Below are 18510 nucleotides of genomic sequence, written 5' to 3'. Positions count from 1 at the left end.
AAACATTGATGCCAAGCGGTTTTACAGCAAAAAAGTCCCTCCGGCAGATGAGCAAGAACGGTTGGACCATCCTTAACCTCACCGCAGAGGAACTTAGGAAATGAAAACACTCAAAGCTGTACTTCCGGTTACCTTCAGGCAATATCCTTCTGTTCAATATTCCGGATCGACAGGTAAGCAATGGCTACGCCAAGCAGACTGAGGAAGATGGAGAACCCTACCAGATTACCCGGCTGGAAATTACCAAAATCGGAGGCACTCACGCTGACAAGCAACACTGCAGTAACTATGGTGGCTGGTACGGATTTCTTGCGCATTCCAATATATAAAGGAATTAGTCCAATCCCTGCCGCATATGCCGCATCCGCACCTATCCGGATCATCTCTCCAGGAACCACAGCCAAATCCAGCTGTCCCGGAATCGCATGGGTGAAGGAGTTAAGTCCGATCAGAAGAGCGCTAATCAGAACATCCGTTACAAAAATACTGATCAGTGTAAAGAGGAATACGATGATAATTTTGGCACCTAAGAGCTTTTTACGGGAGATAGGGTACATAAAGAGCAAAGTGATAGTATTGTTCTTATACTCATCAATAACCAGCTTGCTCAGTACAACCGAAGCAAACACCACAAAGGTCGCCTTGACAAGAACATACAAGCCGTCAAACATCTCTGCATAAGACTTGAATTCCCCGCCGCCGCTGCCGCTGCCTTCAGAATCAACGTAAGTAAGCAGCAGCATAAAGACAAAAATTGCGAGGTTGGCGATGGCAACGCCTTTGAGCATGCCTGCCAGTTTGTTTTTACGGATTTCCAGTTGTATCAGCTTAAGCAATGCCCTCACCCCCCATCAGTTCCACAAAATGATCTTCCAGCGAATGATTCTTTTTACTCAGGCTTTCCAGCTCCACACCCGCTTCTACCAGTGCTTTATTCAGTTCAAGCTGCTGTATGGCATCGTAAATGCGGATCGTCCGCGGGTCGAGCACCTTGAAGTTGGTGAGTCCCAGCTTGTGCTCCAGAACATACACCGCTTTGCTGCTCTCTCCGGTAATCAGTTCAATGTATTGCGTGTTCTGGCTGCGAATCGTATCCATCGCCACTTCCTCCAGCAGAATTCCGTCACGGATCATGCCGATGGTGTCGGCGACCTGTTCAACTTCACCCAGAATATGGCTGGAGATCAGCAGCGTCATTCCGTATTCGCGGCTCAGCATGCGGAACACCTCACGCAGCTCCTTGATGCCCATGGGGTCCAGCCCGTTGATCGGCTCATCCAGAATGAGCAGCTCCGGTTTCGTCATGACTGCCCGGGCAATGCCCAGCCGCTGTTTCATCCCCAGGGAAAACTGCTTGACCGGCTTTTTGTCCACACCCTTCAGCTTCACCAGCTCCAGCGCTTCTTCCATGGCCTTGGCATCGTAGTAACCCATATACTCCCCGTGCAGCTGGAGATTTTCTCTTGCCGTCAGCTTGTCGTAGAATACCGGATATTCAATAATGCAGCCCATACGTTTCAGCATTTCATAGGAACGGTTTGTCATAAACTCGCCAAAAAATTCAATCTCCCCTGCCGTCGGCTTCACCAGATTGGTGATCATTTTCATCACCGTAGTTTTGCCCGCACCGTTAGGTCCCAGGAACCCGTAAATTTCGCCTTGCTTGATATTCATATTCACGCCTTTGACAGCCTCTTTGCCTTGATACTCCTTGGTTAAATCCCAAGTACGCAGTATGGTGGTCATTTCCGTTATCCCCTTTGGCTTCTTCGTTTGTCTTCCTGGTTCTTATTGTACACAGCGGAATTTTCTTTTTTATTACCTGATTCTTACGAAAATCTTAAGATGCAGCCGTAAGTGCAGGTTAAGCCGCCGGACCAGTATAGTTTTTAGAAGGTCAGCCTGCGAAAAGAAAGCGTAAATACCGTTTTGACGTAAGGTTTGCTGCGTAAGGTAATGCTGCCGTTCATCTGTTCGGTCAACCGTTTGGTGATGGTCAGCCCAAGGCCGCTCCCCTGATAGTCACGGTTGCGGGAATCCTCCAGTGTGTAGAGCCGTTCGAAGACTTTATCCTGATGCCCTTCGGTGATACCTTTGCCCCGGTCCCATACGTCTATGCACACCTGGTCTCCTGCGCTGTAGAGGGTGAGTCCAAGTACACCTCCGGCATCCCCGTAATTGATCGCATTGGACAACAGATTGGACAGCACCCGGTCCAGCGCCTCCTCGTTGCCCATCATGTACATCGCCTCATCCGGAATCCCAATCTCCACCTCACTGCCCTTGGCATTCAGGATATCGTAAAAGGAAAGTATGTTCCGCCGGCAGACCTCGCCCAGCTCCACCCGCGACAGCGCGATCTGCTTATCCCCGGACTCCAGCTTGGCCAGATCAAAAAAGCTGTTCATCAGCCGGATCACCTCTTCTGCCTTGGCATGAATCATCCGCAGAATATGCGCCTGCTCCTCTTCCGTTATATTCCCGTCATGGAGAATCGTTTCAATATAGCCGAGCACCACCGTCAGCGGAGTCTTCAGATCATGGGAGATGTTTGCCAGCATGCTGCGCATAGACTTCTCCAGCTTGGCCAGTTCGACCGCTCCCTTGTGATTGACGTCCAGCAGCCTGTTGAGATCAGTCAGCAGCGTTTGCAGATGAGGGTTGCTATTGAACAGAAGCAGCCTTTCGTGCGAGCCCCGGTCAACAATGCTCGTAAGTTTGGTATGGATATAATCGAGGTGGCGGGAATGCTCCCGCAGACGCAGGTACTGCCAGAGGATCACGATCAGTAGCAGCAGGATAGCCACACTCAAAAAAGCGATCATTCCAGCACATCCCCCAGCTTGTAGCCAATGCCCCATAACGTTTTGATGTATTCCGGCTTTGACGGGTCATCTTCAATTTTTTCACGCAGTCTGCGCATATGTACATTAATGACATTCTCATCCCCGTAATAATCGTCTTCCCAGACGACGCTGTAAATCTGCGCTTTGGTGTACACCCGGCCGGGGCTGCTCACGAACAGCTTAAGAATCTGGAACTCCTTGGCCGTAAGCTTGACCTCTTCCCCGTTCTTCAGCGCCGAGAAATTATCGAGATCGACGGTGAGTCCACGCAGTGCTATCGTGTTGGCGCGCTCCTGAACGGCAGCTGTTTCCTGAACAGGACTTCCAGCAGCGGCATATCCTGCCCGCCGGATCGCCGCCTTCACCCGTGCCGCCAGCTCGATCATCGAGAACGGCTTCGTAATATAATCATCCGCGCCGAAGCCAAGGCCCAGCGCCTTGTCCACATCACTGTCCTTAGCCGACATGATCAGCACAGGCACCAGACTGTCCCGGCGAATCGTCTGCAGCACATCGTTGCCGCTTCGTTTCGGAAGCATCAGATCCAGCAGAACCAGATCATAGGCGCCGCCGCGATGAAAAAGCTTTTCCGCTGCCTCACCATCAAATGCAGTCTCCACCTCATAGCCCTCTTTTACCAAATAAGAAAATACCATTCTACTAATATCTTCATCGTCCTCAACCAGCAGTATACGATGCGTCATGACTGAACCTCCCAGCAGCTCTAATAACCGTCTTGTTGTTAAAGTATAGCAATAGATTCCTTGATACAAAAGCTAAAATCAGCGGTTCCCTCAATCGCATCATCGTTTATTTATAACCGCAACGGACTGGATTCATAGCCTTTACCCTCCTTATCATTGCTGGAAATGGCCGGATCTCTGTTAAAGTATACCAATTGTCCGGTGCGGTTACTATTTCAGTTTCACTAAAGGTAGCCCCGGTATGATGACCTTAACAACTTACATGATGAGGTGATGGTTCAATGATGAACATAAGAAAAAAACAACCCTGGAGTTTCAAACGCAAACTTCTGATCGTGATGATCGTGGTCCTCCTGAGTCTCGGCACGGTGATCTATAGCCTGGCAGACCGTTACTTGATCGAACATGTCGAAGTCGTCGTAGCGGATGACACAGCCACAGCCGGCGTAAGCACAGCAGCAGCCACAGTTGCAGCCGAGGTTAACGCGACTTCCGACGACTGGAGTTATTCCAGTGACGATATCCAGATCCAGATCGACCAGGTACAGACCGGGTCCGGTTCAGACCAGATCACTTATTTTGTCGCTGATGTCGTGCTTAAGGAGGCAAGCAGCCTGCGCTCTGCTTTTGCCGAAAGCAGCTTTGGCACGAACATCATAGAGGACACCTCAGAGATTGCCTCCAGCAACAACGCGGTCTTTGCAATCAACGGCGATTACTATGGCTTCCGCGAGGATGGGGTCATTATCCGCAATGGAACAGTGTACCGGGATGATCCCGTGCGGGATGCGATGGCGCTGTTCGATGACGGGACCATGAAGACGTATGACGAGGAAGAAATTTCTTCGTCCGATCTGCTGGCCCAGGGAGCCACCAATACCCTCTCCTTCGGGCCGATTCTGATTCAGGACGGCAACATCGTCAGTGATTTCAGCAGTGTCAAAATCGACAGAAATTTCGGCAACCGTTCCATCCAGAATGCGAATCCCCGGACCGCGATTGGCATGATCGCACCAAACCATTATGTGTTCGTTGTTGTGGACGGGCGCAGCGAAGGCTACAGCCGGGGCATGACCCTCGCCGAGCTTGCTGCTGTGATGTCGGATCTCGGAGCCACCGAAGCCTACAATCTGGACGGCGGCGGTTCATCCACAATGTATTTCATGGGACGGGTTGTGAATAATCCGCTGGGCAAAAATCAGGAACGCGGCGTCAGCGACATTCTTTATATCAAGGAGGGAGTAACCTCATGACGATCCTTATTCCGGCCTATGAGCCAGATAAACGACTGCTGGAATTAATTGTGCAGCTGCAAGAGTATCAGCTTGGAGCGATCATCCTTGTAGATGACGGAAGCGGCCCGGCTTACCGCGGAATCTTCGACATGGCCGAAGCCTTCGGCTGCACTGTCCTGACGCATGAGGCCAACCTGGGAAAAGGACGCGCTCTGAAGACAGGCTTCCGGTATATCCAGGAGACCGGACTGTCCGGCTATGTAGTCTGCGCGGATAGTGACGGCCAGCATCTGCCTCATGACATTAAGCGGATTGTCGAGGTGCTCCAGAACCAGACCACTCCCGGAATTGTGCTGGGCAGCCGCCGGTTCAGCGGGACCATTCCCCTTCGCAGCCGTTTCGGCAACTCGGTGACACGGGCAGTCTTTTCCCTCACTACAGGCACCAAAATCTATGATACACAAACCGGCCTGCGCGGCTTCTCCTTCCCGATGCTTGACTGGCTGTGCCAGATTCCCGGGGAACGGTTTGAGTATGAAATGAACATGCTGCTGACTGCCCATAGAGAGGGGTATACCCTTACCGAGAAATATATTGATACCGTGTATCTGGAAGATAATAAATCGTCCCATTTCCGGCCTCTGGTGGATTCCTTCCGGATTTATCTGCCGATCCTAATGTTCAGCACTTCATCGCTGCTGTCGGCCCTGCTCGACTTTACGCTGTTGTTCCTGTTCCAGAGTCTCAGCCACAACCTGTTCCTGTCAGTCGCCGCCGCGAGATTGTGCAGCTCCATCTTCAACTATTCCATGAACCGGAAATATGTGTTCACCGGCGGAAAGGCGTCCAGGCTCCAGGAATCGCTGCCCAAATACTTCGCGCTGGTCATTCTCGTGCTGCTGTTCAATTACGGGCTGCTCTATTTCTACAATGAAAAGCTGATCATCCCGCTTGTCGCCGCCAAGCTGTTGACCGAGGTTTCGATCTTCCTGTTCAGCTACTGGGCGCAGAGGAGGTTTGTGTACTGAGGTAGGAAGCATTAAGAGGCTGTGAGGCTTAAAGGCTATAAGACTGTAAGAATGTAAGGCTATACCTTTCGGGTTCGGCCGTGACTGCGGGGAATGTTTGGACTTCCGGCCGCTGTTATGGACCAATTTCCTGATTACAAACCGCTGATCGCGGTAGAAATTGGTCCATAAAGGCGGACGCGTTCGCTCCTCCAGTTCCAAACTTCCCCTCCGTCACTTTCCCTTTTGGTCGGGTTTCAGATCTAAATCAAAATCAAAATTCAAGTTCAAGCTCAAAGTTCAGAGCTCAAGTTCAATTTCAAGCCCAAAGTCTGCGAGTCATATCGTCGGGTATTCAAATAAGCTCTCCACGAACGAAATGCATCGTTTATGGAGAGCTTTTTAATTGCCCATTATCTGCTACAATTAAAGGACAACCTAACTGGAGGTGCCAGCAATGCAATGGGAAGAAGTTCGTAAGATTTATCCCGATCAATACGTCAAGCTGCAAATCCTTGCATCTCATACCGAAGGTAGCACCAAGTTTGTTGAAGAAGTCGCGCTGATTCGTGCCATTCAAGACCCGAAAGAAGCGACCAAAGAACTGCTTCAATCTAAGGATGGCATGATCGTGTCTCATACTGCAAACGAAGAACTGAAGGTTGAGATTCGTACACTTCGTGGCTTACTTGCATATGTTAAAGAACTTTGTTTGCTATAATCAAGAAATAATCCCCTTACATTATTTACATAAAAGTGCGACCTAAGTAGATTAGGGCCTATGTGGGTACCAACTCGAACGATCCGATCTGCCTCATGCCGTATTCCCCCGTTTCAAAGAGCAAATAGACCCTATTTCTGGGGATCAGGTCGTCCTCGAAGGGAAAATGATGCCGAGTCATTTTATTGACGGTCCCATGTAAGTCATAACAGTGTTGGCTCATACAGATTGGCCCCTTTAGATCTAGAAAATCATGATATTCATGTGTTAATAAATGTAATCTTAACACAATAAGATTGCTATTGGTTTGTGATATAATTACACAAAGGCGGTGAGCAGAATGTCCATTTCCAAGGAACAATTAGAACAGAGCTTTCAGGGAAAATCTTACGTTGACCTTAAAGATTTGGTCCAGCTAATCGAAGAAAACTTTGGATTCAACGTTACGCTGCAAAGGAAAGATGAACAGCCTATATTTACAGAGGAACAGAAGAAGCGAATGACTTCGGTCATTTTTAAAGATGAAGGGGTTTTGTCCCAACTGCAACAAGCTCAGAAGGATCGCAAGGATGGAGTTTCCACATACAGTGATAGCGAAGAGGAGTTTACACAATTACTGAAAGAGGCCCAAGAATGAAATCTGACCGATTCAAGGTTCTCTGGACCACTTACGCTCGGGTAGCTCTTGCCCGAATGAAGGAATTTAAAGTAGATTCCATGAATGTCTTTAGACGTTCAAAATCTGTATTGGCCGATGAACCCAAGTATAAAGCTGATGGAGTTTCTGACTTCCCTGGCTTTGAGTTTAATGAATACTTTTGGGTGTTAATCGGCAATGTGATTATTATTTACAGGATTGACGAGGATCTTCGGGAAGTGTATGTAGATGCTTGTTACTTTGCAAATACTGGACTGTCTCATTATATATTTTGGGGAATTGACCCTGATGAAGAATAGCTTAACAATAAACTGACTGTTTATTGTTAAGCTATTTTTTTAACTCTTCGATTACATACTCCAATTTACATGAAGTCTATTTATCCAACTCCCGATTCACGGCATCATACTCCCTCCCCTCCTCCCATATACATTAAGAAGAACAGTACCGATCTAACGGAACCTCTGCGGTCTAGCCGGAATAGGTTGCAGCAAACACAGCAAGCTGGAAGGAGCGATGGATTCATGCCCGGGGATGAGATTAAAGCGCTGGAGCGGGCGATTGCCGAGATCACGGAGATTGCGACCGGATTTGGGCTGGATTTTTACCCGATGCGTTATGAAATATGTCCTGCCGATATTATTTACACGTTCGGAGCCTATGGAATGCCTACCCGATTTGGACACTGGAGCTTCGGAAAAACATTTCACAAAATGAAATCGCAATACGATTTCGGACTAAGCAAAATCTATGAGCTCGTCATTAACTCCAATCCCTGTTATGCCTTCCTGCTGGACGGAAACTCGCTGATCCAGAACAAGCTGATTGTCGCGCATGTGCTGGCGCATTGCGATTTCTTCAAGAACAACATGCGCTTCTCCATGTCCAACCGGGATATGGTCGAGAGTATGTCAGCCACAGCCGACCGGATTGCCGGCTACTCGGTGACCTACGGAACGGATGCTGTGGAGAGCTTCATCGACTCTGTGCTGGCAATACAGGAGCATATTGACCCCAGTCTGATCCAGCCGCGCAAGCTGGGCAAAACCCATCTGCTGGAAGCCAAGATGAAGGAACGCAAGGATGCCCCAGCCGGCGGTACCGCTGCGCCAAGTCCTTATAGTGAGCTATGGAATCTGGATACGGCTTCAGCAGAGCCGCAGGCAGCGGAAACCGCAGGAAAACGGGCCTTCCCGCCTGAGCCGGAGAAGGATATCGTCTGGTTCATCCAGCAGTATTCGACCGTGCTGGAGGACTGGCAGCGCGACATTATGACGATGCTGCGTGACGAAATGCTCTATTTCTGGCCGCAGATGGAGACCAAGATCATGAACGAAGGCTGGGCCTCCTATTGGCATCAGCGGATCATGCGCGAGCTGGACCTGACTCCTGAGGAGACAATTGAATACTCGAAGCTCAATTCCTCAGTCGTGCAGCCTTCGCGCCAGAGCCTGAACCCTTACTATCTGGGGCTCAAAATCTTTGAAGACATCGAACGCCGCTGGGACCGTGACAAAATGTTTGAGGTACGTGAACTGGATTCGGACATTTCGTTTATCCGCAGCTACCTGTCCAAAGAGCTGGTTAATGACCTCGACCTCTATGTCTTTGAGAAAAAAGGCCCGGAATGGAAAATCACCGACAAGGCCTGGGAAAATGTACGCGACCAGCTTGTGCTTGCCCGGGTCAACGGCGGTTCTCCCTACCTTGTTGTTCAGGATGCCGATTACGAGCGCAATGGTGAACTGCTGATCGCCCACCGCTACGAGAGTATTGAGCTTGACCTGAAATATCTGGAACGCACGCTCCCGCATATCTATGCCCTCTGGGGCCGGACGGTGCACCTCCAAACCGTGGTAGAAGACAAAAAAGCCCTTTTTACCTATGACGGTAAAAAGGTGCAGCGCAAGTTTGTGTAGTAGCACATATTTTGTGCGAGCGGGCTTTTCTTAAGGTCGCTACCCACAGCGACCTTAACAATAGGAAAACAGGCAAAGGCTGTGGAGGTGAGCGTAACGGAGAGAATTTTGGAACTGCAGGAGCGATAGCGTCCGCCTTTAAGGTTGGATTTCCACCGCTGCACAGCGGCTCAAATCAAGAAATCCAACCTTAACAGCGGCCGGAAGTCCAAATATTCGCGCAGTGAAGCTCATTCACCGGCAGCCTTTGCCCATCTTTCAAATGTTAAAGTCGCACCCTCACCGGAACATAAATCTCCATCACCGTATCCACCCTGGAATGGCAGCGTTCGTCGTAGAACTCGTAATCTAGCTTGCCTTCGTCATAGACATACCCGCTGCCCTTGAACCATTCCTCAAAAATATACTTCCAGGTGCTCTTAATCACCTGAACAAAATCCCCCTGATCCTTCTCTACCGAAGTATCTACGGGTGGTGTGGTGAATACCGCATAGTCTGCCTCAGGCACCTCAACTGTCAGCATCTCATCGGTCACCTGGCTAAAATCGTCAACGATCACGCCAAGCAGATAAGTGGCGTTTCCGCTCTCAGCGGCCGGAACACATAAGCCGACTTCTCCGTGCCTTGGGGGTGCGAGAATTTCATACATCTTTGATTCCAGGTTCTCTCCATCATAATGGCTCCAGAAAGAAGCGATATCCTTGGTATAATTGCCTTCGGCCACATTGGTTTCAATACCGTAACCAGCGACCTTAAAGGCCGGTTTATGCATAATAACTGGATTCATTAAATAACCTCCGATTTTGACAACAGAACCGCCCTGAAGATAACCGTCCATACGGGACGCATACTGCGATGGGCTATAGCCATAGGCCTTGCGAAACGCCTTGGTAAATCCGCCTGGCGTCTCAAAGCCATACTCCAGCGCAATATCAATAATTCTCCGTCCGCTGAACAATTCGACCGCTGCCAGTGACAGCTTCCGGCTCCGTACATATTCCATTACAGACATCTCCTTGCACAGACTGAATACCCGGCTAAAATGATATAGCGAATATCCGGCCTCGGCGGCAATCTTCTCAGCAGTCAGGTTGTCTTTGATATTTTCCTCAATATAATCGATACATCTCTCAATATCCTTGCTGTAATTCAATGAGTCACCCAGCCTTTCCCCGTACGGTGATTTCATTATAACAAGCAGTTTGCAAGCAGGCTGTTCCTCGTTTGCTAAGAAGCAATTTAAGCGGCATATACAATCAATGAAGGAGTAAACCGGCTTACCGGAAGATAGGAAGACAACTGTTCGGCAGCACACGCTAAAAAAAACAGGCAAGCCCCGTATACCGGAGGCTTGCCTGTTGTATATATGATACTTTTCAACATATTGTGTTGCTGTGCAAGAGATGTGCTTAAGGAATCGTAATGGTCAGAGAGCCCCCGGGATCTATGACCCCGGCTGCGGCTTTGAACTTCAGATCGAGCGTATAATCCTTAAAGTTATTCATGTCATTGACCCTATCGAGCTGGTAGTTTCCGTCAGGCAAGAGTACGGTGAATTCCCCGTCTTTTATTTGTCCTGAATACGAGTTCTTGTTGTCAGTATCATGCAAGTATAGAACAACGCCAGTCATAGGTTTACCGCCTTTAGTAACTGTACCGGAATACTCCACAGGCACGGTAATCACAAGCGGATTGGGCACTGACTGTCCAGCTGCAACACTAAAGGAATAGTAGATTTTAATGTCCTTCTGACTGGCTTCGTCAATAAATTTATCCACTGTGTAATCAGCCTCCGGGAGATACAAGGAGAACTTTCCATCTTTGATTACAGCAGAGTATGCCTTGTATTCGCTGCCCCCGACACTGTGGAGATGAATTGTTCCATTGGCAACTGGAGTTCCATCTGCACTAATGATTGAGCCCGAAACTTTTGGAGGAAGCTTCAGAATATACGGCTGCGGGTTAAGATGTCCATCAGTTACAGTGATGCCAGTATGTAATGGAATATTCTCCCTGGTATCATTAACGGTTACACTATATATCTTATACTTTCCATCGGGAAGATAAAGACTGAATACGCCATCTTGTGAAGAAGTACCGTAGCTCGTATATGTCCCTCCATCAGTGCTGATATTTAAGTAGCTCCTACCAAGTGCTGTACCATCAGCATAGGTTACCTTAATCTCGCTCTTGAAAGGGATGGTAATATCCAGGGTTTTCATTTGCTTATCAACAATTTCGAACGAGTAGGCCGGAATAGCTGAATCATTGTAACTGTACACATCATATTTACCCGGCGCCAAGGTAAGTGTAAATTGTCCTTTAGCCACAGAAGTTCTGGCTCCTGCCGTCTGACCTCTGACTGACAATATGCCATCGGGAACCATTGATCCGTCCGGATATTTAAGTGTACCCGTTACATTATAATTGGGGACTTTAATATCCAGCAGAGCCGGGACCGGTTTCCCTCCGGCTACCGTAAAGTTGTAGGTGAGATACATATTCTCCTGTGAGCCTGTGACGTTGTATCTGTCCACTTTATACTTGCCGTCAGGCAAATAAGAGCTGAACTTCCCGTCCTTCACTTGAATCGTTACAAAGGCTTGGGTGGTCTCTTCTGTAATGGACAGAAACCCATCCTTTATTGTTGAACCATCCTCGAATTGCAACGTCCCCGTTAAGTTCTTGAGCTGCACGACTACAGACAACGGATCAGGTAAGCTTTTGTTATTCACAACTTTGAAGGTATAAGAGACCTGTTGCGATTCATTGCTGTCTTCGCTATAGTAGCTGCTAATCTTATAATCTCCATCCGGCAGATAGACGCTGAAAGAGCCGTTTTTCACTTTGGCACCGACAGAAGTAGGATTTGAGGGATCTTGATCAAAAATGTAGACCGTTCCATTCTCAACCACTCTGCCATCCGAATATTTCACAGTCCCCGTCACATTTTTCGAAGGAATAATTAGATTTAAATTGCTTGGAACGGTTTGTCCGTCTAGCACTGTAAATGAATAGCTGAGTGGGGTCATGTTGTTTTGGCTGTCATAATACGTATATACCTGATATGAGCCATCAGGGAGATACAGGGTGAACCTGCTGTCTTTGATAGCTGTAGCATATTCGACTACGGGAGTGGTTGTGGTACGCACATACAGCCTGCCGGAGTTCACCGGCTGGTTTTCACTATCCACAACAGTTCCCGTAAGCTTCTTGGGAACGACAACCTTAATGGGATCCGGAGCTGGCTGACCGTCAGCTATGGTGAAGCTGTAGTTCAGCGATATTCTTTCAGAGTTATCATAATTATTGAATTCGGTCAACTTATACGTGCCGTCTGGCAAGTAGACGCTAAATTGGCCATCTATTACCTCGGAAGAATAGCTGATATAACCGTTTCCGTTCGTTGTGTTCAGCAGGAACACTGAACCTTTGCCGACAGAGCTTCCATCCGAATAGCTTAACTTTCCTGTAAACAGCTTCGGCAGCATTATTTCAAACGGGTTCGGACTCGTCTTGCCGCCGGACACGCTGAATGACTGGTAGAAACCAATCATCTGTTCCTCGGGAGTGTTAAGATTGTAGGTACGGTAATTTCCGTCCGGCAAGTAGAGGGTGAACTCTCCATCCTTAATTTCGGCAAAATAGGTTGAGTAAGTACCGGAATCTGTCCGGTTCACATACAGCCTTCCGGAAGCAACCGGTGTTCCGTCGGAATTGTTGATTGTTCCTGTAACAGCTGCAGGAAGCGTAATGCTTAGCGGACTCGGTGAAGATTGTCCTCCTGTAATGGTGAACGTATAGTTCACTGAAATGCTCTCTTGGCTATCGTGTTTATATAAACTGCTGACCTGATAATTGCCATCAGGCAGGTACAGATTGAAGTCCCCATTCCGGACCACAACACTGTAATTGGAAGAAGGATTGGTATTGACGCTGTTGATGCTCAGACTTCCATTGCTGATTGTGCTGCCATCGGCAAATTGAAAGGTTCCTGACAATTTCGGAGACAAGGTCAGCTGCAGCGTCCCTGAATCCAGCTTACCGTCAGCGACAGTAAATTGACGGGACAAAGCAATAACCTCTTGATTCCCTCCGGTATAAAGCTGGTTCAAGTAATACTTGCCGTCCGGTAGCTCTATTCCAAACCAACCGTTCTTCAGCTCTGCTTCATAGGTGATTCCTACTCCATTCTTCAGCCTGTATAGATACAGAGTTCCCTCTTCAACCATCGATCCGTCTGCATACGTAAAACTCCCCTTAACATTGCCGCTTAATGCTGGCGGCGGGGTCGCTGTTGGTTTTGCGGTTGGCTTGGCTGTGGCTGTCGCCACTGGCGTCGTTGCCGTCGCCACAGGCGTTGCTGTCGCCACTGGTGTTGCTGTCGCCACTGGCGTTGCTGTCGACGCTGGCGTTGCTGTCGCCACTGGCGTTGCTGTCGACGCTGGTGTTGCTGTCGCCACTGGCGTTGCTGTCGCCACTGGTGTTGCTGTCGACGCTGGCGTTGCTGTCGCCACAGGAGTTGCGGTTGCGGCTGGCGTTGCTGTCGCGGCTGGTGTTGCTGTCGCCGCTGGGGTTGGGGTTGCAGTTGTCGGCGGTACAGCAGGATTAGTGTTTCCCGCCGCTGTTGGTGATGGCGTCACAGCCGATTTGTCAACACCGCCAATCTTGACCTTAACATCGGAGCCGCTGTCTTTACCAGCTTCCAGCTTGACTGGCGAAGTTTCCATCGTAATGCCCACGGCATTGATGACCGCAGTGTCAATTTTACCTTTTCCTGTAACATCCAGGCCAGTATTGATATTCATCCTTGTGATGCTGGCTTCATTCTTCAGTTTATTGCCTGTGGCTTCTTTAGCCACGTTTAGACTCTGAATCGTGCCTTCAGGAATATCTACAGCAATATTATGTGCTTGAATGTTGACTTCCTTAAAGCTGCCTTTCAAGCTTATCTTGGCGTTTGCCGGCAGCTCTTTCGATAAGGTTACTACACCTACAGCTGCCCCCGTGATCGATTCAATCGCCGCTTCCGATTGAACCTGCAGATTGGCAACCGTCGTCGTTCCTTCTGCCACAATTCTTACACTGCCATTCTTTTTGTCGATGATGACCGTGCCAAGAATGCTCTTGTCAAAATGAATGCTGCGAGCACCGCCGCCGGAGACGGTAGTCGTTCCCTTGACAGTCACATTCTCAAGGACCGCTTCGCCTTCTGCTATACCTTCTCCTAAGAGTAAATTACCGCTGATCATCGTATTCCGGAGTTTAATATCCGGTGAGTTGATGATAACATTCTGAAGGGTGGCGGCATTCCCTGCTTCAGGGCCATAGGTCCCTGGTGTACTGTATGTTACGCTTACTGCTGAATTATGTATGTCCAGAGCTCTATCCAGAATAACTACAGCCTCGGCGCGGGTCGCCCGATCACCCGGATGAAAGCTGTTGTCTGCAAAGCCCTGCATAATCCCCTTCTCCTGCACTGCACTGATAGCGTCTTTGCACCACGCCGGACTATCCGCTGTATCGCTGAAGTTGGCATCTGCTGATGCAGTCAACCCGAGCAGTTTGCTGACAATGACCGCTAATTCCTGCCGGGTAACCTTGTTGCCCGGTCCAAAAGAGCCGTTGCCGTATCCGCTAATGTATCCAACAGCATTTGCTTTTAACAACTCCGGATACACCCAGCTTGAAGCTGCCACATCCTTGAACTCCACGGACTTGCTCTCCACAAATCCAAAGGATTTGTTAACTAATGAAACCAGTTCGGCTCTGGTGATGGGATTAGCCGGTTTAAAGCGGCCATCCGGATATCCGGAGATGAAGCCTTTTTCCATCCACTTGCTAATTTGCGGTTCGGCCCAATTCCCGGAAATATCCGAAGCCGTCCCGGCGAATACGGAAGCGTAGGGAGATATCGTGAAACAAATCACAATTAATAAGACAAAACCTTTCTTCACAATCTTCATCTTCGACAACGTTCTTCCCTCCAATGATAAAAAAAATGAATCCGCTATTAAATTACACGATCTCCTAAATTTCGACTATAAGAAAAAACTGATATTCCTATGAAAATGTCGACTTTTGTATGTATTTTTGGTGGCTATTTCTCCATATTCGCTATATTTAACGGTATTTGCAGCATCACAAGGACTATACGGTCCGTGAATCTGGGTATATGAGCTCAAAGTACATAAGTCAGTGCTGTACGCTCCGTTGCCCCTTTGGCAAGTTCAGCATGTATCGTGCACCAGCTTTCTGCTTCAGCGTTTTGCATGGGCGTTTTGCATGGGCGTTCAGCAGTACATTTTACTTAAAAGAACACCACAAAAAGGACCGCCTCATGGCAGTCCGCAGTGTTGCAGTTACATACAAAAGTATGCAGCTTGCAGATTTCTTTATTGGAGAATGTGCCTAATGAATGCGGTCACCGGTTCAGCAAACTTCCGACATATTTCAGCAGCTCGTTGGCGCAGATCGGGCAGTAGTTATGCTCGTCGATCAGGCGTCTGGATACCTCGTTGATCCGTTTGAGCTGGCTTTCATCCGGCGTTTTGGAGGAGGTGGTAATCTTGACGATATCCTTGAGATCGGTAAACAGCTTCTTCTCGATCGCTTCCCGCAGCCGGTCGTGGTTGTTGTACTCGAACTTTTTGCCTTTGCGGGAATAGGCGGAAATACGGATCAGGATTTCTTCACGGAAAGCTTTTTTCGCATTTTCGGAAATGCCGATCTGCTCTTCAATGGAGCGCATCAGCCGCTCATCCGGCTCCATCTCCTCATCCGTCAGAGGATCACGAATCTTTGCCCAGTTGCAGAAGGCTTCGATATTATCGAGATAATTTTCGAACAGCGTTTTGGCGGACTCTTCAAAAGAGTAAACGAACGCCTTCTGCACTTCGCTTTTGGCCAGAATATCGTATTCCTTGCGGGCGATGGAAATGAAATTCAGATACCGTTCCCGCTCCTCCTTGGTAATCGAGGGGTGCTGATCCAAGCCATCCTTGATCGCCCGCAGCACATCCAGTGCGTTCATGCACTGTAGGTCGCCTTTGATCAGGGCGCTGGAAATCCGGTTGATGACATAACGCGGGTCGATGCCAGACATGCCTTCATCCAAATATTCGGTCTGCATCTCCTTGAGGTCGGCTTCCTTGTAGCCTTCAACCTCTTCGCCGTCATACATGCGCAGCTTTTTGATCAGGTCCATCCCCTGCTTCTTGCTCTCCTTCAGGCGGGTCAGGATTGAGAAAATCGCAGCGGCGCGCAGCGCGTGGGGCGCAATATGCACATGCTTCATGTCGCTTTGGGCGATCAGCTTGGCGTAGATTTTTTCCTCTTCCGACACTCTCAGGTTGTACGGCACAGGCATGACGATCATGCGGGACTGAAGCGCTTCATTCTTTTTGTTGGAAATAAAGGATTTGTACTCCGTTTCATTCGTGTGGGCGATGATCATCTCGTCCGCCGATATCAATGCGAAGCGCCCGGCCTTAAAGTTGCCTTCCTGGGTCAGCGACAGCAGGTTCCACAGAAACTTCTCATCGCATTTGAGCATTTCCTGGAACTCCATCACTCCGCGGTTCGCTTTGTTCAGTTCCCCGTCGAAGCGGTAGGCGCGCGGATCGGATTCCGAACCGAATTCGGTAATCGTGGAAAAGTCGATGCTGCCTGTGAGGTCAGCGATATCCTGCGACTTCGGATCGGACGGACTGAAGGTCCCGATGCCCACCCGCTCCTCCTCCGACAGCAGCACCCGTACAACCTTCACCTGCTCGATGTCGCCATGGTATTCATTCTTCAGCCGCATTTGGCAGGAAGGGCAGAGATTGCCCTCGATCCGCACACCCAGTTCTCTCTCGATCTCCGGGCGCAGCTCCAGCGGAATCAAATGAAGCGGGTCCTCATGCATCGGGCAGCCTTCAATGGCATACACCGCTCCTGCATCCGTACGCGAATACTGCTCAAGGCCACGTTTCAGCAGCGTAACCAATGTCGATTTCCCTCCACTGACCGGTCCCATAAGCAGCAATATCCGTTTGCGTACGTCTAGACGCCGGGCTGCGGAATGAAAATATTCCTCCACCAGCTTCTCCACCGCCCGGTCGAGTCCAAAAATCTCCTGCTCAAAAAATTTATACCGCTTGCGTCCATTAATGTCCTCTACGCCGTGTGACTTGATCATGTCGTATACGCGGGAATGAGCTGTTTTAGCGGGAGAGGGGTCTTTTCTCAGCAGTTCTATATAGTCCTTGAAGGTGCCGCTCCACGCCAAACGGTCGTTCTCAGCCCGATACGAAGCTATACGCTCAAAAATATCCATTGCTCGCTACCTCCTCTTGCGCTCCTACTTGCTCCACAGCTTTAAAAGTGTATTACATACCTATGCGGCGAGCCCGGAATAGTTTACCTCTTTTTTGCTGTGCTATAATAGAGCATCATGATTTCCCTTATAAAATACCGGCACAAAGTGCGGGCTTGTCCTCCAAGCTTATTCAGACACTTTGCCATTCAACCGTAAACCTGTAGATTCAGCCGGGGACGCAACATTAGGACACAGGAGTGACAAATATGGCCGTAAAGCATGAAACGGAGCTATATGCTCCTTTGAAGAGTTTTTTTGAGAGACAAGGCTATGACATCAAAGGCGAGGTGCGGACCTGTGATTTGGTTGGACTGCGTGAAGGTGAGGAGCAGCCGCTGATCGTGGAGATGAAAAAATCGTTCAACCTCGCCCTGCTGCTGCAGGGGGTTGAACGATTGCGGTTAAGTCCCAACGTTTATCTCGCCGTGGAGCGCGTGCGTGACAAAAAAGGCGCGGTGAACCAGCGCTGGGGCGAACTCAGCGGGCTATGCCGCCGCCTTGGCCTTGGACTGATCACTGTCGTCTTCTACAAGACCAAGGCACCGCTGGTCGAGGTGCTCGCGGAGCCGGGCGACGCGCCGCCCCAGCCCCGCAGCCGCACACGGCGGCGCGAGCGGCTGCTCTACGAGTTCCGCGAGCGCAGCGGTGACTACAACACCGGCGGCAGCACGCGCGTCAAGCTCGTGACGGCCTACCGCGAGAAGGCGCTGCGCGTGGCGCTCGCGCTGCAGGCCGCTGAGGCCGAAGCCGCCCTTGCGGCGGCCGGCCTCGCCGCGAAGCGCGCCGGACGCGGCGGCGCGCCAGAGGCAGACGCAGCAGCGGACGCCGCTGCTGTGTCTGCCTTAGGCCCGGCGGCTGCGGACAGCCGGGCGAAAGCTCCGCTCGGCGTCACACCCGCCGAGCTGCGCAAGAGAAGCGGCGTGCCGGGCGCCGCCGCATTCCTGCAGAAGAACTACTATGGGTGGTTCTTCCGGGTGGGGCGCGGCCGCTACACGCTCACGGCCGCCGGAACAGCGGCGCTGATCGAATATGCGAATATCACCGGAAGCCGAGCCTAA

At 49.8% G+C, this 18510-nt stretch carries 14 protein-coding genes; 7 read left to right on the top strand and 7 right to left on the bottom strand.

Annotated elements, in window-relative coordinates; translation table 11 throughout:
- Positions 1–134: 134 nt before the first annotated feature.
- The 4 genes from H70357_RS09740 to H70357_RS09725 all read right to left on the bottom strand — a co-directional run bounded on the left by H70357_RS09740 (position 135) and on the right by H70357_RS09725 (position 3550).
- Positions 135–845 (bottom strand): ABC transporter permease, encoded by a 711-nt coding sequence (locus H70357_RS09740; protein WP_231578402.1) that lies wholly within the window; start codon positions 843–845, stop codon positions 135–137.
- Entirely contained in the window at positions 829–1746 is a 918-nt protein-coding gene (locus H70357_RS09735; RefSeq protein ID WP_038588459.1) for an ABC transporter ATP-binding protein, read from the bottom strand. Before H70357_RS09735 ends, H70357_RS09740 begins: the two co-directional genes overlap by 17 nt.
- 143 nt (positions 1747–1889) lie before the next feature.
- Entirely contained in the window at positions 1890–2825 is a 936-nt protein-coding gene (locus H70357_RS09730) for a sensor histidine kinase (protein WP_038588456.1), read from the bottom strand.
- Positions 2822–3550: a response regulator transcription factor gene (locus H70357_RS09725; protein ID WP_038588453.1), complete on the bottom strand. Its 729-nt coding sequence runs from the start codon at positions 3548–3550 to the stop codon at positions 2822–2824. The genes H70357_RS09730 and H70357_RS09725 overlap by 4 nt, the downstream gene beginning before the upstream one ends.
- A gap of 281 nt (positions 3551–3831) precedes the next feature.
- Between H70357_RS09725 and H70357_RS09720 the strand changes: the two genes are divergently transcribed.
- From H70357_RS09720 to H70357_RS09695, 6 genes are all read left to right on the top strand, one after another.
- Positions 3832–4803, top strand: a complete 972-nt coding sequence (locus H70357_RS09720; RefSeq protein WP_038588447.1) for a phosphodiester glycosidase family protein — start codon at positions 3832–3834, stop codon at positions 4801–4803.
- On the top strand, positions 4800–5813 hold the full coding sequence (locus tag H70357_RS09715) for a bifunctional glycosyltransferase family 2/GtrA family protein (RefSeq protein WP_038588444.1): 1014 nt from the start codon (positions 4800–4802) through the stop codon (positions 5811–5813). Before H70357_RS09720 ends, H70357_RS09715 begins: the two co-directional genes overlap by 4 nt.
- A gap of 436 nt (positions 5814–6249) precedes the next feature.
- On the top strand, positions 6250–6513 hold the full coding sequence (locus tag H70357_RS09710; RefSeq protein WP_038588441.1) for a hypothetical protein: 264 nt from the start codon (positions 6250–6252) through the stop codon (positions 6511–6513).
- Between the two features lie 340 nt (positions 6514–6853).
- Positions 6854–7150, top strand: coding sequence for a hypothetical protein (locus H70357_RS09705; protein WP_038588438.1), 297 nt, complete (start codon positions 6854–6856; stop codon positions 7148–7150).
- The gene (locus tag H70357_RS09700; RefSeq protein ID WP_038588436.1) at positions 7147–7470 is read left to right on the top strand and encodes a hypothetical protein; all 324 of its coding nucleotides are present in this window, start codon (positions 7147–7149) and stop codon (positions 7468–7470) included. Before H70357_RS09705 ends, H70357_RS09700 begins: the two co-directional genes overlap by 4 nt.
- Positions 7471–7695: 225 nt before the next feature.
- Positions 7696–9090 carry a SpoVR family protein gene (locus H70357_RS09695; RefSeq protein ID WP_038588433.1) on the top strand — a complete coding sequence of 465 codons (1395 nt, stop codon included), beginning with the start codon at positions 7696–7698 and terminating at the stop codon, positions 9088–9090.
- Between the two features lie 265 nt (positions 9091–9355).
- Here H70357_RS09695 and H70357_RS09690 read toward each other — a convergent pair whose 3' ends face one another.
- The 3 genes from H70357_RS09690 to H70357_RS09680 form a co-directional block, all read right to left on the bottom strand.
- Positions 9356–10243: an AraC family transcriptional regulator gene (locus H70357_RS09690; RefSeq protein WP_038599117.1), complete on the bottom strand. Its 888-nt coding sequence runs from the start codon at positions 10241–10243 to the stop codon at positions 9356–9358.
- Positions 10244–10499: 256 nt separating this feature from the next.
- Complete coding sequence (locus tag H70357_RS34245; protein ID WP_231578468.1) at positions 10500–15056, bottom strand: S-layer homology domain-containing protein; 4557 nt, start codon at positions 15054–15056, stop codon at positions 10500–10502.
- A gap of 458 nt (positions 15057–15514) precedes the next feature.
- Positions 15515–17410, bottom strand: a complete 1896-nt coding sequence (locus tag H70357_RS09680; protein WP_038588431.1) for a PrkA family serine protein kinase — start codon at positions 17408–17410, stop codon at positions 15515–15517.
- 248 nt (positions 17411–17658) lie between these two features.
- Between H70357_RS09680 and H70357_RS09675 the strand changes: the two genes are divergently transcribed.
- A complete protein-coding gene (locus H70357_RS09675) occupies positions 17659–18510 on the top strand; it encodes a DUF2161 family putative PD-(D/E)XK-type phosphodiesterase (RefSeq protein ID WP_038588428.1) in 852 nt (283 codons plus the stop codon).

Source organism: Paenibacillus sp. FSL H7-0357 (genome assembly GCF_000758525.1).
Classification (GTDB): domain Bacteria; phylum Bacillota; class Bacilli; order Paenibacillales; family Paenibacillaceae; genus Paenibacillus_AQ.
The sequence above is the reverse complement of the archived record's forward strand: the minus strand, read 5'-3'. Positions and strand labels throughout refer to the sequence as shown.

Excerpts from the sequence above, each read along its gene's own strand:
- H70357_RS09735 (WP_038588459.1), bottom strand. The coding sequence starts at position 1,746 with ATGACCACCATACTGCGTACTTGGGATTTAACCAAGGAGTATCAAGGC.
- H70357_RS09730 (WP_038588456.1), bottom strand. The coding sequence starts at position 2,825 with ATGATCGCTTTTTTGAGTGTGGCTATCCTGCTGCTACTGATCGTGATC.
- H70357_RS09725 (WP_038588453.1), bottom strand. The coding sequence starts at position 3,550 with ATGACGCATCGTATACTGCTGGTTGAGGACGATGAAGATATTAGTAGA.
- H70357_RS09720 (WP_038588447.1), top strand. The coding sequence starts at position 3,832 with ATGATGAACATAAGAAAAAAACAACCCTGGAGTTTCAAACGCAAACTT.
- H70357_RS09715 (WP_038588444.1), top strand. The coding sequence starts at position 4,800 with ATGACGATCCTTATTCCGGCCTATGAGCCAGATAAACGACTGCTGGAA.
- H70357_RS09710 (WP_038588441.1), top strand. The coding sequence starts at position 6,250 with ATGCAATGGGAAGAAGTTCGTAAGATTTATCCCGATCAATACGTCAAG.
- H70357_RS09705 (WP_038588438.1), top strand. The coding sequence starts at position 6,854 with ATGTCCATTTCCAAGGAACAATTAGAACAGAGCTTTCAGGGAAAATCT.
- H70357_RS09700 (WP_038588436.1), top strand. The coding sequence starts at position 7,147 with ATGAAATCTGACCGATTCAAGGTTCTCTGGACCACTTACGCTCGGGTA.
- H70357_RS09695 (WP_038588433.1), top strand. The coding sequence starts at position 7,696 with ATGCCCGGGGATGAGATTAAAGCGCTGGAGCGGGCGATTGCCGAGATC.
- H70357_RS34245 (WP_231578468.1), bottom strand. The coding sequence starts at position 15,056 with ATGAAGATTGTGAAGAAAGGTTTTGTCTTATTAATTGTGATTTGTTTC.
- H70357_RS09680 (WP_038588431.1), bottom strand. The coding sequence starts at position 17,410 with ATGGATATTTTTGAGCGTATAGCTTCGTATCGGGCTGAGAACGACCGT.
- H70357_RS09675 (WP_038588428.1), top strand. The coding sequence starts at position 17,659 with ATGGCCGTAAAGCATGAAACGGAGCTATATGCTCCTTTGAAGAGTTTT.